This window comes from Streptomyces sp. NBC_00572 (assembly GCF_026341815.1).
In the GTDB taxonomy this organism is placed as follows: Bacteria; Actinomycetota; Actinomycetes; order Streptomycetales; family Streptomycetaceae; genus Streptomyces.
Genome location: NZ_JAPENX010000001.1, coordinates 3,463,174 through 3,478,250, shown reverse-complemented (window position 1 = coordinate 3,478,250; position 15,077 = coordinate 3,463,174). Strand labels below are relative to the sequence as shown.

Genomic DNA, 15,077 nt, shown 5'->3' with positions numbered 1-15,077 from the left:
CCATAGGAGGGCTCATGGCTACCGGAACCGTGAAGTGGTTCAACGCTGAAAAGGGCTTCGGCTTCATCGCCCAGGACGGCGGCGGCCCGGATGTCTTCGTCCACTACTCCGCGATCAACGCGAACGGCTTCCGTTCGCTCGAGGAGAACCAGCTCGTGACCTTCGACGTCACGCAGGGCCCGAAGGGCCCGCAGGCGGAGAACGTCTCCCCGGCCTAAGGTGCCTGGGTCGGCGAAGCACGACTAGAGCAGTACCCAAGGAGCCCCGCTCCGTGCCTCGGCACGAGCGGGGCTCCTGCCTTCTCGCCCTGCCTTTCGCCTGCCTGTCGGCGGCGTCTCAGCAGTTCGGGATGACGGTCCCGTTGTTGTCGCGGGCCTCGTCGTTGCCCCAGCGCGACAGGTAATACGCGGACACGTACGCCCCGTGACCGTTCTTCCCGGCGTACACGGTGTCGAGGTCGGTCTTCAGCCACCAGTGGTTGTAGTTCCCGGAGCCGTCCCGGATCTCCTGGCCCCAGACCTTGCAGTAGACGTAGTTGGTGCCGGCGTTCAGCACGCCCTGCGGGGAGGCGGTGTTCGCCTGGGCGTAGCCGGTGGCGTTGGCGAAGGTGTCGACCCAGTACTTTCCGCCTCCCCCGCCCGAGCAGCCGTTGTCGCTGGTCAGGGACTTGGAGCCGTACGAGCCCGGGTAGGGCGCGAGCGAGGCGCCGTTGATCACGATCGGCTGGCCGACGCCGTTGTAGAGCTGCTCGTAGTGGATGTGGGCGCCGGAGCTGTTGCCCGTGCTGCCGGTGGTGCCGATCTGCTGACCCTGGGCGACCGGGGCGCCGTTGGCGACGGAGTAGGCGTTCAGGTGGAAGTAGTACGTCTTCCAGCCGCCGCCGTGCTCGACCACGATGTAGTTGCCCGCGCCGGAGGGCTGGGAGTAGCGGTAGGCGGTGCCGGACGCCGAGGCGAGGACCGGGGTGCCGGCGGTCGTACCGCCGTCGGAGCGGATGAAGTCGAGGGCCTGGCGGACCTCGGCCGAGTGGTGGCTGTAGGTCCAGGTCTGACCGCAGGGGAAGGGCGCCTTGAAGAGCGGCGCGGCCTGGGCGGGGGTGGTGGTGACGAGCGCGGTGAGCAGGCCCGCGACGAGCGCGAGCAGGGTGCCGAGGGGGGTGATCCGGGCACGCATGCGTCCTCCGGTACGTGGGGGTTCGGTGGCCTGGGGACAAGGGTCGACGCGCGTTGACTGCGGTGGAACGGACCACAGCGTGCCGGAAGATCGCGTCTCGTAGTAGACGGCCGAAACCACACCCGTACGGCCGGGCTTACGTAGTCTGGACACATGACCGAACGCAAGCCGCCCGGAGTCAGCTTCGAATCGTTCGTGGACAAGCAGATCCGCGAGGCGTCGGAGCGTGGTGAGTTCAGCAGTCTGTCCGGATTCGGAAAGCCGCTCCCCGACGACTCGGCCCCGTATGACGAACTGTGGTGGATCAAGGGCAAGATGCACCGCGAGGGCGCGTCCGTGCTGCCGCCGTCGCTGGCCCTGCGCAAGGCGGCCGAGGACGCGGAGGAGGCGGTGGCCGCGGCGGTCTCGGAGAGCCAGGTCCGCCGGATCCTCGGGGAGATCAACACCAGGATCGCCGAGGCCCTGCTGCGCCCGCCGGCCGGTCCCCCGCTGAACCTGAAGCCGTTCGACGTCGAGGCGACGGTCGAGCGGTGGCGGGCGGAGCGGAGCGCGTAACCCCTGCTCACTCGCCGTCGAGAGGAGCCCCTCATGTCCCCCATGAACAGCGCCGGTCTGCTGGCCGACTCGTTCGGCCGGGTCCAGGAGGTCGTCCACGAGGCCGTGGAGGGCCTCACCGAGGACGAGCTCGCCGCCCGGATCGATCCGGACGCCAACTCGATCGCCTGGCTGGTCTGGCACCTCACCCGGATCCAGGACGATCACCTCGCGGGCGCCTTCGACACGGACCAGCTGTGGGACACGGACGGCTGGCGGGACCGCTTCGGGCTGCCCTTCGGAAAGCGGGCGACCGGTTACGGCCAGACGAGCGCCCAGGTGGGCAAGGTGCGCGTCCCGGCGGAGCTGCTGCTCGGCTACTACGACGCGGTGCACGCACGCACCCTCGACCTGGTGCGGCCGGTGACCAACGCGGACCTGGAGCGGGTCGTCGACGCCGCCTGGGACCCGCCGGTCACCCTCGGCGTCCGGCTGGTGTCGGTGATCGCGGACGACCTCCAGCACGCGGGGCAGGCGGCGTTCGTACGGGGTGCGGTGGAGCGGCGGTAGCGGCGCCGGGGAGACGGGGGCGCGGGCAGGGGTACGGCTCGACGCACCCGCGCACGGCCGGCTCGACGCACCCGTGTTCAACCTGCCGGGCTGACCGGCCAGTTCGACCCATCGGCTCACTTGTTCGAGGCATGCGTACAACCACTGCTGTCGATCATGAGTCCAACCGGGCGTGGCGTCTGCCACGCCCGGTTGTCCTGGGGGGGAATCCACCGTGCAGCATCCTTCGTCCACCCGTCGTCTCGTCGCCGCCGTCACCGCTGTCCTCGCGGTCACCGCCGGCACCCTGGCGGCCGGTCCGGCCGCCCTCGCCGTCACCGCGGGTGCGGCCGTGACGGTCACCCCGGCGACCGCCGCCACCGTGGCCGTCCGGGCCGCCGCGCAGAAGACCGGGGTCACCGCCTCGATCACCGTCGACAACGACATCCAGGTCCTCAGCGCCGGCACCACCGGCTTCCTGAGCCGCAGGACCGTCAACGAGAACTCCGAGTACCGCTGGACGAGTTACGCGGACGGCAGCACGAAGATCCTCGACGCCGACACCGCGTACTTCGGCGGTGGTTCGGACGTCGTCTTCCTGCGCAAGGCGACCCAGGACACCTACTACGTACGCGACATGGCCAACCCCACCTCCTACCTGTACGGCATCAGCGGCAGCGGCTACACCCTCGCCGGGGTCGCCGGGCGGACGCTGGTCATGACGCGGCGCGAAAGCAGCGGCGAGGTCGACGTCGTACTGAAGAGGCTGAACACGGGGACCGGCTCGACGATCACCCTCGACGTGCCCCTTCCCACCGACGCGCGGATCCTCCGCGCCCAGGCCGCCACCCTGGACACGGCGCTGATCGCGTACGCCCGGGGTACCGGCGACGAGACCGAGCACCACCTCGCCGCCGTCGACCTGGCCACCGGCCGGATCGCCGAGACCGTCGCCGTGGGCACCAGCGCCCCCAGGACCGGCGTCTTCCTCACGGACTCCCACTTCGCCTGGGTCGACAACCCGACCGGCACCGCCGCCCGGCTCGTCACCGTCGCGCGCGGCGGTGGCGGCGACCGGTCGTCCTTCCCGCTGGGCACGACGCTCACGGGAGCCGGTCTCGACGCCGCCCCCGCCGGCGGCTGGGCGATCACCGTGCAGAAGGGCGGCGGTCTCGCCGAGTACCCGTCCGCGCAGCACCCGCTGGTCGCCCGCTCCCTGACCGCCCCCGGCAGCACCGTCACGCTCCTGGACCACGTCGACTCGATGACCGCAGCGCCCGACGGCTCGGTCCTCGTGCGCGGCGGCTCCCTCGCCGACGGCGGCGAGGGCGTCTACAAGATCGCCCCCGGCGAGGACGGAACGCCGGTCGCCACCCGCGTCGCCACCACCGGCAGGAAGACGGAACTCGACCTCGCGTCCGCCTCCGTTCCGCCGGTGGTCGACCTCGACGCGAACGGCGGCAGGGCCGCCCTCAGCTGGACCCTGTCCCGGTACAACGCAGAGGGAACCGTCACCCTGCGCCACGTCGCCACCGGCAAGAAGACGCAGCGGTCCTTCTCCGGCCACGACTACTCGTTCCGCCTCTCGGGCGGCAAGGTCACCTTCGACTGGGACGGTCTGGTCGCCCCGAACTCCGGCGACCTGGCCGCTTTCGCGCCCGGCGGTGACTACGTCTGGGAGCTGACGGCCAAGCCGCTCAACGGCATCGGCCCGGACCTCGCACGGACCGGCACCTTCAAGGTCGCCCGCAAGGCGGGTCCGCACGACTACACGAACAACGGCAGCCCCGATCTCCTCGCACGCGACGCCTCGGGCCGGCTGTTCCGCGACGACACCGTCAAGACCTGGGCCTCTTCGGAGGTCTACTCGGTCGGGCGCTCTCAGATCGGCACCGGCTGGCAGATCTACAACCAGCTGGAGGCCGTCGGGAACCTCGCGGGCGGTGCGGCCGGCGACCTGGTCGCGCGCGACAGGGACGGCGTCCTGTGGCAGTACCTGGGCAAGGGCGACGGCACGTTCGCACCCCGCACGAAGATCGGCTCCGGCTGGAACGCGTACGACAAGATCACCGGTGGCAGCGACCTCGACGGCGACGGGAAGTCCGACCTCCTCGCCACCGACACCTCCGGGAGCCTCTGGTACTACCGGGGCACCGGCGACTGGAAGGCCCCCTTCGCCACCCGCGTCCGGCTCGGCGGCGGCTGGGGGATCTACAACCAGATCACGGCCGTCGGAAACCTCGTCGGCTCGGCCGCGGGCGACCTCGTCGCGCGCGACACCTACGGCGTCCTGTGGCTCTACCAGGGCGACGGCAGCGGCAAGTTCACCACCCGCGTGAAGATCGGCACGGGCTGGGGCGGCTTCACCCACCTCGTGGCGGCCGGCGACGCCGACCGCGACGGCCGGGTGGACCTCTACGCCGCCGGGCCCTCCGGCTCCCGCCTCTACACGGGCACCGGCGACGCGACGAACCCCTTCAGGCCGGGCGTCTTCACGTCCGTGCACTCCGACGCCGCCCGGTTCAACTCGGTCTTCTGATCGCCCTCGTCAACCGAACCGCTGAATCACCGAATCTCCGGTCCGCCGAATCTCCGGACTACCCGACCACCTCGATCACCTCGATCACCGGATCACCGGATCACCGCAAGGGAAGACCTTTGACCCACCTGATCTCCGGCCGCCGTCTGGCCGCCGCCATCCTCACCGTCACCACCGTCACCGCTGTCGCCGGCACGCTCGTCACGGCCCCTGCCCTCGCCGCCCCGGCCCTCGCGCCGGCCGTCGCGCCCGCCGACGTCACGGCCGGGACCGAGGCCTCGCTCTCGCTCCCGGCGGACGCCGAGATCGTGAGCGCCGGCACCAACGGCTTCCTGACCGCCCGGCCCGACGGCTCCGGCGGCAAGACCTTCGCCTGGACGAACATCGCCGACGGGACCGTCACCCCGCTGCCCGGCCAGTTCGGCTACGACACCGGCTCGGACACCGCCGTCACCGGCGACGGCCGTGCGTACATGCTGCGCGACATGAACGGGGCGGGCTCGTTCCACACGAGCATCGACCTGAAGACCGCCCTCGGCGAGGACGCCGTCTTCGTCGGCGCGTCCGGCACGATGCTGTTCGCGACGAAGCCGGACGCCCGCGGCAAGCTCGACCTGTACCGGGTCAGCAAGCCGTACGACTCCGTCGTCAAGCAGAAGATCTCGTACGGTAGCCAGAACACCGGCTTCAAGATCCTCGGTTCCGGCGGCAACGAGGTGTTCATCCTCGGCTCGGCGCACGACGGGATGTCGACGAGCTACTTCTCCACGACGTACAAGCTGAACGGCACCGGTCCGTTCGGCCTCTACGACTACACGAAGCCCGTGGGCGCGTGGGCGGCCAACGCGACCGGCAGCGTGTCCCCGGCGTACCAGGCGTGGACCGAGCGCGCGAACGGCACGACCGAAGCCTCCGTGTACAACCGCACGGCGTACACCACGACACGCTTCCCCCTGGGCACCGACGAGAACGTCACCGTCGCCGGCACCGTCGGCGACTGGCTCCTCTACGGACTGCCCGGCGGCGCCACGGCGACCTCGCCGAACCCGCTGCACGCCCTCACCGCCCGCTCCCTCACGGGCACCGCCAAGGTCAAGCTCCTCGACCACATCACCTCCTCCGCCGTCGCGCCCGACGGCAGCGTGCTCGTGCGCGGCGGTTCCGCCACCGAGGGCGAGGGCCTGTACCGGATCACCGAATTCGGCGGCGAACCGTACATCACCCAGGTCGCGACGACCGGGCAGCCGACGTCCGTCCGGGTGACCGTCGACAACGTCCCGACGGTGGTGGACCTCGACAGGAACGGCACCACGGTCCCGATGCGTTGGAGCCTGTCCCGCACCAACGTGGTCGTGGACTTCACCCTCACGCACGGCCCGACCGGCAAGAAGTTCACCCAGCGTCTGACCCAGCCGTCCTCCCCCGCCCTCATCACCTGGAACGGGCTCCTGGACGGCATCAGCGCCCCGAACGGCGACTACACGTGGACGGTCACCGCCAAGCCGCTCAACGGCATCGGCGCCGCCGGGTACGACGCCGGGAACCTCCGCGTCGTCCGGAAGGCCAACCCGCACGACTTCAACGACAACGGCTCGACGGACGTCCTCGCCCGCGACGCCTCGGGCGTCCTGTGGCGGGACGACCTCTTCGACTGGCCGGTGTCCGCCCAGATCACCACCGCCCGGCGTACGAAGGTCGGCACCGGCTGGCAGACGTACAAGCAGATCGAGTCCGTCGGCAACATCGCGGGCAGCGCGCACGGCGATCTGATCGCCCTCGACGGCGCCGGCTACCTCTGGCACTACCTCGGCAAGGGCGACGGCACCTTCGCGACCCGCGCCAAGGTCGGCAGCGGCTGGGGCGGCTACAACAAGCTCGCCGGCGGCTCCGATCTGACCGGTGACGGCCGCGCCGACCTCCTCGCCACGGACGCCGCGGGCGTGCTGTGGCTCTACAAGGGCACGGGCAGCTCCACGGCCCCGTTCGCCACCCGTGTGCGCGTCGGCGCCGGCTGGGGCGGCTACAACCAGCTCACCGCCGTCGGGAACATCGCCGGGACGGCCGCCGGGGACCTCGTCGCCCGCGACACCGCCGGCGTCCTCTGGCTCTACCAGGGCAACGGCACCGGCGGCTTCACCACCCGCGTGAGGATCGGCAGCGGCTGGGGCGCCTTCTCCCAGCTCGTCGGCGCCGGCGACGTCGACAACGACGGGCGCCCGGATCTGATCGCGTACGGGGCGGGCGGCACGTACGTCTACCGGTCCACGGGCTCGGCCACGACTCCCTTCAGCCGGATGACGACCAACCTGTACCCGGGCGAGGGCACCAAGTTCACCTCCGTCTCCTGACGTCGTTGCACAACCGTTCGACCCCTTCATGAGTCATGTGGACGTGGTGATCACGCCACGTCCACACCTCTGGGGGAAACACACGTTGTCCGTTGAGCGCACCTACCGGACCCGTCTTGCTGCCGCCGTCACCGTCGCACTCGCCGTCACCCTGGGCACGCTGACGGCCGGCCCGGCACTGGCGACCACCGCGACCGCCGCCGGGACGGCTGCCGCCACCGCCGCACAGCAGGACACCATCGCGCTCCTGCCCGACTCCGCCGTCCTCGGCAACGGCCCGACGGGCTTCCTGACGCGCCACCGCGACAGCTACGACACGGGGGACGTGTACCGCTGGACGCGGTACGCGGACGGCGTCACCACCGTCCTCCCCGCGGGCAAGTACACGGGCAGCGCCCAGTCGGACGTGATCGTGAAGGCCGAGGGGGCCACGTACAAGCTGTACGACATGGGCACCGGCGCCGACCCCGTCGTGATCGACACCAGCTCCCTGGGCACGTCCGCCACGTTCGTGCAGCCGGCCGGCTCCACCCTCGTCATGGAGGCCCCGCGAGCCGGCGGAGGCACCGACGTCCACCTCGTCTCCAAGCCCGGCGACACCCTCGTGGACCACACGGTCTCCGGGCTGCCCACGACCGCCGCCGTCCGCTGGTACGACCGGCCGTCGCCCGGCACCCTGATCATCCGCCACGGCGCGTCCTGGTCGAGCACCCTGAACGTGGCCCTGGTCGACATCGCCACCGCCGACGTCGTGGAGGACCGGGTCCTCACGGCGGGCAACTACGACACCAAGGTGACCGCGTCCGCCACGCACCTGGCCTGGGCGGAGTACGACAGCGCCGAGCGCGCGACCCTCCAGGTGGCCCGGCGGGGCCAGGAAGGGACGACGCGCCTCCCCCTCGGGACGGGGCCGCTCTCGGTCGGCTTCCTGGGCGAGGACTGGCTGGCGTACGCCGTGTCCGGAGGGACGCGGGCCCCTTCCCCGAACCCCCTCCACTCCCTGACCGTCCGCTCCCTGACCGGGGACCGGACAGTGAAGCTCCTCGACACCGTGAGCCAGATCCACAGCGACGTCGACGGCGGCCTCCTCGTGCAGGGCGGCACGATCGAGCACGGCGAGGGCCTCTACCGGATCACCCCCGGCCAGGACGGCGCCACCCCGACCGCCACCCTCGTGGCGAGCACCGGCCGCCCCATCGTCCTCGAAGCGGCCGACCAGATCGTCCCCGCCACCATCGACTTCGGCACCCGCGACGCGAACCTGATCTGGCAGTTCGCCGGCCCCGCCGACGCGGCGCTGACCGTCGAGCTGAAGCACACCGCGACCGGGAAGAAGCGGATCCTCACCACCACCCTGAACCAGCAGGGACGGGCCAACGTGTGGTGGGACGGCACGTTCGGCGACCTCAGGGCCGCGCACAACGGCGACTACACCTGGCGCATGACGGCGGTGCCCAGGAACGGCATCGGCCCGTCGGTCGAGAGGACGGGCGTCCTCAAGGTCGCCGGCAAGCAGGCGCCGCACGACTTCACGGACAGCAGCTCGCCGGACCTGGTCTACCGCAGCGGCGGCCACCTCTCCTTCTACGACGCCCGCCAGGTGTTCGCCTCCGGCCAGGGGCTCGACTCCGTCCAGGAGGAGACGCTGGCGGAGGCGGTCATCGGAGGCGGCTGGGACACGTACGACCGGATCGTCACGCCCGGCAACATCGGCGGCACCCCGCACGCCGACCTGATCGGCCGGGACAAGACCGGCGTGCTCTGGTCCTACGCGGGCACCGGCAAGGCCGCCGAACCCTTCGCGACGCGCACCAGGGTCGGCGGCGGCTGGGGCATCTACAAGGAGTTCGCGGGCGGCAGCGACGTCACCGGCGACGGCCGTTCCGACCTCCTCGCCACCGACACGGCCGGCACCCTCTGGCTCTACAAGGGCACCGGCTCCACCACCACCCCCTTCACGACGCGCGTGAAGGTCGGCGGCGGCTGGGGCGTCTACAACAAGCTCGTCGCCGGCGGGAACCTCGCCGGCGGCCCCGCCGGAGACCTCGTCGCCCGCGACACCGCCGGAGTCCTCTGGCTCTACCTCGGCAAGGGCGACGGCACCTTCGCCGCCCGCACCAAGATCGGCTCCGGCTGGAACCGGTTCGACGAGATCGTCGCCATCGGCGACGCCGACCGCGACGGCCGCCCCGACCTCATGGCCAACGACAGCGTGGGCGGCGGGAGCGAGAGCCTCAGCTTCTACCGGGGCACCGGCGACTGGCGCGCGCCCTTCACGAGCCGGGCGGTCGTCAACACGCCCCTGGAACTCACGAACATGCCGCTGCTCTGACAGCTGCGGACCGAGAGAGTCTGACCGCGGCGGACCGAGAGAGCAGAGCCGCGAACCACAGACGAAACACCCGGTCCCTCGTCGAGGTTCCGGCCGGGGGTGCGTCGCAGGTCCACGTCCGTGACTCCAAGAACCCCCACGGGCCTCGGCTCGCCGTCGCCCCGACGGCCTGGGCCGCCTTCGTGGTCGTCGCATCGGGCGCCTGACCCACACCCCGCCATCGGCCGGGCGGCTTGCCGTCCGGCCCGGCTGACCGGGCCGCCGATAAACGCCTCGACACGGTCGCGGTGATCGGGGACTCTTCGTGCGATGACCAGAATCAGCGACACGCCTCCCGCGTGGGACGAGCGCACTCAGCTCACCACGTTCCTCGACTACGCACGTGACACCGCCCGCGCCAAGTGCGAGGGCGTCTCCGGCGAGAACGCCCGCAAGGCGCCTCTGCCGGGTTCGCCCCTGATGACCATGAGCGGACTGATCAACCACCTCCGCTGGGTCGAGTACTACTGGTTCCAGGTGGTCCTCCTCGGTGAGGAGGACCAGGGTCCCTGGAGCGAGGAGGACCCCGACGGCGAGATGCGTGTCGCCGTCGACTTCCCGCTCCCGCAGCTCCTCGGCGAATACGCCGAACAGAGCGCCCGATACCGTGAGTTGGTCGCCGAGACAGACTTGGACACCCAAGCCGTCCGGCCCATCCGCGACGGCCGCCACGTCGACCTCCGGTGGATCATCCTCCACCTCGTCGAGGAGACGGCCCGTCACAACGGCCACCTGGACATCCTGCGCGAGCTGCTCGACGGGACGACCGGCGCCTAGCATCCGGTGCATGACCAGCAGATTCGTTCTCTTCGACGTTGACGGCACCCTCATGGACGCCGTCGCCAACCAGCGCCGCGTCTGGCACGAATGGGCCGCGCGGTACGGGCTCGACGGGGACGAGGTGTATGCCGTCGCGCTCCGGACGCGGCCGGTCGAGACGTTCGCGGCCGTGGTCCCGGGGCAGGACCCGGGCAAGTGCCTCGCTCTGCTGCACGCGCTGGAGGACGAGGACGTCCGTACGGGGACGTACGCGGCTTTCGACGGGGCCACCGAGCTGCTCGGGGCCCTGCCGGAAGGCCGGTGGGCGCTGGTGACGTCGAACTACGAGCACCGGGTGCGGGGACGGTTCGAGCGCACCGGGCTCCCGATGCCCGGGCTCGTCGTGGACGCGGCCTCGGTGGCCGAGGGGAAGCCGTCCCCGGTCCCGTACCTGCTCGCCGCCGAGAAGCTGGGCGCGGACCCGGCGGACTGCCTGGTGATCGAGGACGCGCCGTCCGGCGTCCGCTCCGGCCTGGCGGCCGGGATGACGGTCTGGACGGTCAACACAGAGGCCCCGCACCCGGACGCCCACCGCCACTTCCCGACCCTCGCGGAGGCCGCGCCGCACATCCTGGGCGCCGTCGCCGAGGCCGTTCTCAGGTAGCAAACGGCGGCCGGGGCCTGGGCCGGGTGGAATACATCTCCGCGGTGGTCGGTTGGAGCGGGACGTGCGACGCGACCTGGAGCCGTCCGGCGGCATACATCCCCTGCTTGCGGGACGGTTCAGCCCCTATCGGTTCGACCCGACGGCCACCGTCGACGACCACTCCCTGGGCCTGTTGCTGGAAGCCGCGCGGTGGGCACCGTCCGCCGGGAACTCCCAGCCATGGGGCTTCCTCACAGGCCGGCCCGGCGAGCCGGACCACGAGCGGGTGGTCCGCCACCTCGCGCCCAGCTCGGCCCGGTGGGCGACGAACGCGGGGCTGCTCGTCGTCACTCTGACGCGCCGCCGTGTGGACGACTCGGAGCTGCTCTACTCCGAGTTCGCGGACTACGACCTCGGCCAGGCCATCGCCCACATGACCGTCCAGGCCGAGGCGATGGGGCTGGCCTCCCACCAGTTCCGGGCCTTCGACCTGGAGGGCCTCACCAAGGAGCTGAGCCCGAACCCGGGATGGGAGATCGTCTCCATGGTCGCCCTGGGGAAGGCGGCCGACGAGCCGCTGGAGAGCCGCGACCGGCGCAGCGTCGCCGATCTGCTCGCCGCGCCTTGGGCTCTGTCGGAGTAGCGGGCGGGGCGGGGCGGGGTGGGTCGGGGTGGGTCGGCTCGGCTCGGTCGGCGAGGGTCTCCTGGGCGCGCGGGGTGGGCCGGGCGTGTGAGTGTCGGGTGGGACCGCCCTCTTTCCGAGAGTCGCTCCTTCCGGTGGTGCGTCAAGGGCGCTCCCTGCGGTCGCGTCGCTGCGCGATGGCCTTCGGCCACCCTTGACCCACCACCTCCAGGAGCGAAAGACCTCTCGGAGGGCGGTCCGGGGGGCGGGGTCACCGCCGGGCCCCGGGCAGCGGCTAGGGACGGCGTGCGTCTGCAGGCGGGTGGGTGGGGGCTTGGTTAGTGGCGGGGCTGAGTGGGCGAAGTCCCGCTGGTCGGGGGTGCGCTGCCGCGCGATGGGGCAGCCGGGCTCCGGCTTAGCGGCCGACGGAAGACCTCGGTGGGGCTTCAGGCCCCGCTGGTCACTCCCGGTGGGTGGGAGAGGTGGAAACCCTGCACTACTTGCGGTAACAGGCCCCGGATTAAGTCCCAAAGGGGGCACTTCGCCCATTCCAGGCGGAGAAACTGCAGGAAACCCTCGCCGGGCCATGCGCAGGTCACTCGGCCGCGCGGCAGCCGGGTCAGCTCGCCTGGCTGGTCAGGACGCAGTTCGGATAGTCGTTGTCAGGGTCGCCGATGGCGGCCCAGAGCTTCAGGGCCTTGCCTTGCTTCAAGGCGGAGTAGGCGTCGGACTCCCGACCGCGCACTTCGGGGTGATCGGCGTCGAAGGACACATCAAGGAAGCTTTGCTCCTTGTTGGAGCCGTGCTTCCAGGTGCCCGTCCCGGACCAGGCCAGCTCCTCGTACCAGGCGACGGCGATGCAGATCTTGTCGGCGACGAACGTCCCGTCCTGCTTCAGCGTGAGGGTACCGCCGTCGGCATCGGTCCACGTGGTCACAAGTTCGGCCGGCTTCAGAATGACCGGCTCGCCTTCGGGCGGCGGCATGACGGTGAGCCTGCCGCAGGCCGTCAGAGCAAAGGCCATGGCGGCCGAGATCAACGCAGCACGACGGTAACTCAACACACTTCACCCCTAGCGCGTTCCGCAGGCCGCCCGCGCGGCCGGTGGACTCAGGAACCCACGCCGTACCCTGGCACGGACTTTGAACATGTTCAAGTCACGTTCCGGGGCATGGCCCCAGCAACTCCCACCACCCACGAACACAGACCAGCGGGGCCTGAAGCCCCACCCCGTCCCGCCGTCCGTCGCTAAGCCGAGCCGGGCCGCCCCATCGCACGGCCGCGCACCACGAACCCACCGAAGGTCACCCACCCAGCCCTGCCGCTAACCAAGCCCCCACCCACCGTGCAGCAGACGCACACCGTCCCCGGACACTGACCGGGGCTCTGCGTAGGCCGGGGGACCCGCACCCCACCAGAAACGCCCACCCCCGCACCCCGCCCGTTCAACCACAGTACGGAAACAACCACTTGGCTTCGATTCAGATCGCAAACCCCCTCCGCTACGCTGAGGCCCATGCAGGGGGAATTGGAAAACAACTCTAATTTGGGCAGTCTGGACGGCAGTGGGGCCATGCCTCTGGAACCGGGTGATCCCCGGCAGATCGGCGCCTTCAGGCTGCTCGGCGTCCTCGGGTCCGGCGGGATGGGGCGGGTCTATCTCGGCGCCGTGCCGGGGAAGTTCGCGGCGGTGAAGCGGGTTCTTCCCGTGCTCGCCGAAGACGTCGACTTCCTCAGCCACTTCGGGCACGAGCTCGACAACCTCGCCCGGCTCCCCGCCGGCGCCAACACCAAGCTGCTCGCCAGCGACCGGACGGCCAAGCCTCCGTGGTTCGCGACCGAGTACATCCCGGGCATCACCCTCAACGAGGCCATCCGTCTGAACGGCGGCCCGCTTCCCGGCGAAGCCCTCTGGCGGCTCCTCCGCGAGGCCGCCGTCGGGCTCGGCGTCGTCCACGGCGCCGACATGGTGCACCGCGACCTCAAGCCGTCCAACGTCATGCTCACCTCCTCCGGCCTCTCCCTCATCGACTTCGGTGTGGCCCGAGCCGCCGACCAGAGCCGTCTCACCAAGACCGGCATGGTCATCGGCACCCCCGCCTACATGGCCCCCGAGCAGGCCGTCGCCGACCGCCAACTGACAGGCGCCGCCGACGTCTTCGCCCTCGGCAGCCTCCTCCTCTACGCGGCCAACGGCCGCCCTCCCTTCGGCGACGGCTCCGGCCCCGACCTGCTCTACCGTGTCGTCCACGCCGAGCCCGAGTTCGGCCGGCTCACCGAGACCGACCCCGAGCTCGCCGACCTGATCAAAACCTGCCTCTCCAAGGACCCTGCGGACCGCCCCACGGCGGCCGAGCTCGTCGAGCGCACCACCGAGCGCGCCGAGGGCGCGCTCTGGCCGGCCGTCGTCGGTGACCGCATCGCCGAGCGGGCCGACTTCGCCGCCGAGCCGCCCACCGCCGAGCAGCTGGCGGAGCTCGCGAAGGCCGAACCCGCCGAGGACGTCGCCACCGCTTCACTCACCCCGCAGGCGGGCTCGAAGGAGCCCGCGACCGCCTCGCCCGATCCGCTCTCGGTCACCGGTTCCGGCGCTCGCGGCCCGCGCGAGAAGCGGCGCAACCGGTTCGTCATGCTCGCCGTGCCCGTCGTCGTGGCGACCGGCACCACCCTGACCGTGGCTCTGGGCCCGTACGAGATCGGCCGCCTCGGCGCCGCCCCGAGCCCCTCGTCCTCGGCGCCGTCCTCCGTGGCCTCGCAGCCGGCGAACGTACAGCCGTCGGCGTCCGCGTCCGGGTCGCCGTCCTCCAAGACCCCGCCCGGTTCCAAGCCCCCCTCGTCGAAGCCGCCGGGCACCTCCCCCGGCGCGCCTCCCCCGCCCGACGGCGGCGGTGGTGGCGGTGACGTGGGCGGAACCGGCACCCTGCCCGGCGGTGGTGGTGGCGGGAACGGCTCCGGCAGCGGCAGCGGCTCCGGGGGTGGGTCCACCCCCTCCGACCCGTCCGGTGGTGGCTCCAACCCCACCGACCCCGGCGGCGGCACCACGACCCGGCCTCCCGCCCCCAAGCCGACGCAGACCACCCAGAAGCCCGCGCCCCCGCCGGCCACCGGCGGCTCGACACCCGCGGGGACGTACTCCATCGAGAGCGTCTCCAACGGGGAGTGCTTGTCCGAGGACGACCGTGGGTTCGCCGTCCTGGCCAACACCACCCCGTGCGGCAGCCCGTCCAACGGCGGCACGATCTCCTACTCCTGGATCTACCGGCCCGGCGCGAACGGCACCTTCCAGCTGGTCAACAGGCAGTCCGGCCACTGCCTCCAGCCGGGCGGGACACCCGGCTTCACCGCCAAGGCCTGCAACGGCTCCAGCACCCAGTCGTGGAAGATCAACACCAAGTCGTCCGCCGGTATGACCATCAAGAACATGAACAGCGGCCAGTGCATGGTCGCCGGACCGCCGTTCGTGATGTCGTACACCTGCAACCCGGGCAGCAACACTCAGCTCTGGAGGAACGTCTCCCCCATCTGACCCTTCCGGG

The 15,077-nt window shown here is 71.2% G+C and carries 13 protein-coding genes; 11 read left to right on the top strand and 2 right to left on the bottom strand.

Annotated elements, in window-relative coordinates:
* Positions 1-14 precede the first annotated feature (14 nt).
* On the top strand, positions 15-218 hold the full coding sequence (locus OG514_RS16165; protein WP_015035453.1) for a cold-shock protein: 204 nt from the start codon (positions 15-17) through the stop codon (positions 216-218).
* 118 nt (positions 219-336) lie between these two features.
* On the opposite strand, the gene OG514_RS16160 is transcribed toward OG514_RS16165, so the two are convergent.
* The gene (locus OG514_RS16160) at positions 337-1,173 is read right to left on the bottom strand and encodes a M23 family metallopeptidase (RefSeq protein ID WP_266895180.1); all 837 of its coding nucleotides are present in this window, start codon (positions 1,171-1,173) and stop codon (positions 337-339) included.
* A 153-nt stretch (positions 1,174-1,326) separates the two neighbouring features.
* On the opposite strand from OG514_RS16160, the gene OG514_RS16155 reads away from it, so the two are divergent.
* From OG514_RS16155 to OG514_RS16115, 9 genes are all read left to right on the top strand, one after another.
* Complete coding sequence (locus OG514_RS16155) at positions 1,327-1,728, top strand: DUF1992 domain-containing protein (RefSeq protein ID WP_266895178.1); 402 nt, start codon at positions 1,327-1,329, stop codon at positions 1,726-1,728.
* 42 nt (positions 1,729-1,770) lie between these two features.
* Complete coding sequence (locus OG514_RS16150; RefSeq protein ID WP_266900869.1) at positions 1,771-2,277, top strand: DUF664 domain-containing protein; 507 nt, start codon at positions 1,771-1,773, stop codon at positions 2,275-2,277.
* A gap of 214 nt (positions 2,278-2,491) precedes the next feature.
* A complete protein-coding gene (locus tag OG514_RS16145) occupies positions 2,492-4,795 on the top strand; it encodes a VCBS repeat-containing protein (protein WP_266895176.1) in 2,304 nt (767 codons plus the stop codon).
* A 119-nt stretch (positions 4,796-4,914) separates the two neighbouring features.
* The gene (locus OG514_RS16140) at positions 4,915-7,143 is read left to right on the top strand and encodes a VCBS repeat-containing protein (RefSeq protein WP_266895174.1); all 2,229 of its coding nucleotides are present in this window, start codon (positions 4,915-4,917) and stop codon (positions 7,141-7,143) included.
* 85 nt (positions 7,144-7,228) lie between these two features.
* On the top strand, positions 7,229-9,475 hold the full coding sequence (locus tag OG514_RS16135; protein ID WP_266895172.1) for a VCBS repeat-containing protein: 2,247 nt from the start codon (positions 7,229-7,231) through the stop codon (positions 9,473-9,475).
* A gap of 20 nt (positions 9,476-9,495) precedes the next feature.
* Positions 9,496-9,681 carry a DUF397 domain-containing protein gene (locus OG514_RS16130; protein ID WP_266900868.1) on the top strand — a complete coding sequence of 62 codons (186 nt, stop codon included), beginning with the start codon at positions 9,496-9,498 and terminating at the stop codon, positions 9,679-9,681.
* Between the two features lie 103 nt (positions 9,682-9,784).
* Complete coding sequence (locus OG514_RS16125; RefSeq protein ID WP_266895170.1) at positions 9,785-10,291, top strand: DinB family protein; 507 nt, start codon at positions 9,785-9,787, stop codon at positions 10,289-10,291.
* Between the two features lie 10 nt (positions 10,292-10,301).
* Positions 10,302-10,937 carry an HAD family phosphatase gene (locus OG514_RS16120; protein ID WP_266895168.1) on the top strand — a complete coding sequence of 212 codons (636 nt, stop codon included), beginning with the start codon at positions 10,302-10,304 and terminating at the stop codon, positions 10,935-10,937.
* A gap of 64 nt (positions 10,938-11,001) precedes the next feature.
* On the top strand, positions 11,002-11,562 hold the full coding sequence (locus OG514_RS16115; protein ID WP_266895166.1) for a nitroreductase family protein: 561 nt from the start codon (positions 11,002-11,004) through the stop codon (positions 11,560-11,562).
* Between the two features lie 598 nt (positions 11,563-12,160).
* On the opposite strand, the gene OG514_RS16110 is transcribed toward OG514_RS16115, so the two are convergent.
* Positions 12,161-12,604 (bottom strand): hypothetical protein, encoded by a 444-nt coding sequence (locus tag OG514_RS16110; RefSeq protein WP_266895164.1) that lies wholly within the window; start codon positions 12,602-12,604, stop codon positions 12,161-12,163.
* A 510-nt stretch (positions 12,605-13,114) separates the two neighbouring features.
* Here OG514_RS16110 and OG514_RS16105 point away from each other — a divergent pair.
* A complete protein-coding gene (locus tag OG514_RS16105; protein WP_266895162.1) occupies positions 13,115-15,067 on the top strand; it encodes a serine/threonine-protein kinase in 1,953 nt (650 codons plus the stop codon).
* Positions 15,068-15,077 lie beyond the last annotated feature (10 nt).

What these genes read in the sequence shown, in the direction of transcription:
- OG514_RS16165 (WP_015035453.1), top strand. Translation starts at nt 15, where the DNA reads ATGGCTACCGGAACCGTGAAGTGGTTCAACGCTGAAAAGGGCTTCGGC.
- OG514_RS16160 (WP_266895180.1), bottom strand. Translation starts at nt 1,173, where the DNA reads ATGCGTGCCCGGATCACCCCCCTCGGCACCCTGCTCGCGCTCGTCGCG.
- OG514_RS16155 (WP_266895178.1), top strand. Translation starts at nt 1,327, where the DNA reads ATGACCGAACGCAAGCCGCCCGGAGTCAGCTTCGAATCGTTCGTGGAC.
- OG514_RS16150 (WP_266900869.1), top strand. Translation starts at nt 1,771, where the DNA reads ATGAACAGCGCCGGTCTGCTGGCCGACTCGTTCGGCCGGGTCCAGGAG.
- OG514_RS16125 (WP_266895170.1), top strand. Translation starts at nt 9,785, where the DNA reads ATGACCAGAATCAGCGACACGCCTCCCGCGTGGGACGAGCGCACTCAG.
- OG514_RS16120 (WP_266895168.1), top strand. Translation starts at nt 10,302, where the DNA reads ATGACCAGCAGATTCGTTCTCTTCGACGTTGACGGCACCCTCATGGAC.
- OG514_RS16105 (WP_266895162.1), top strand. Translation starts at nt 13,115, where the DNA reads ATGCCTCTGGAACCGGGTGATCCCCGGCAGATCGGCGCCTTCAGGCTG.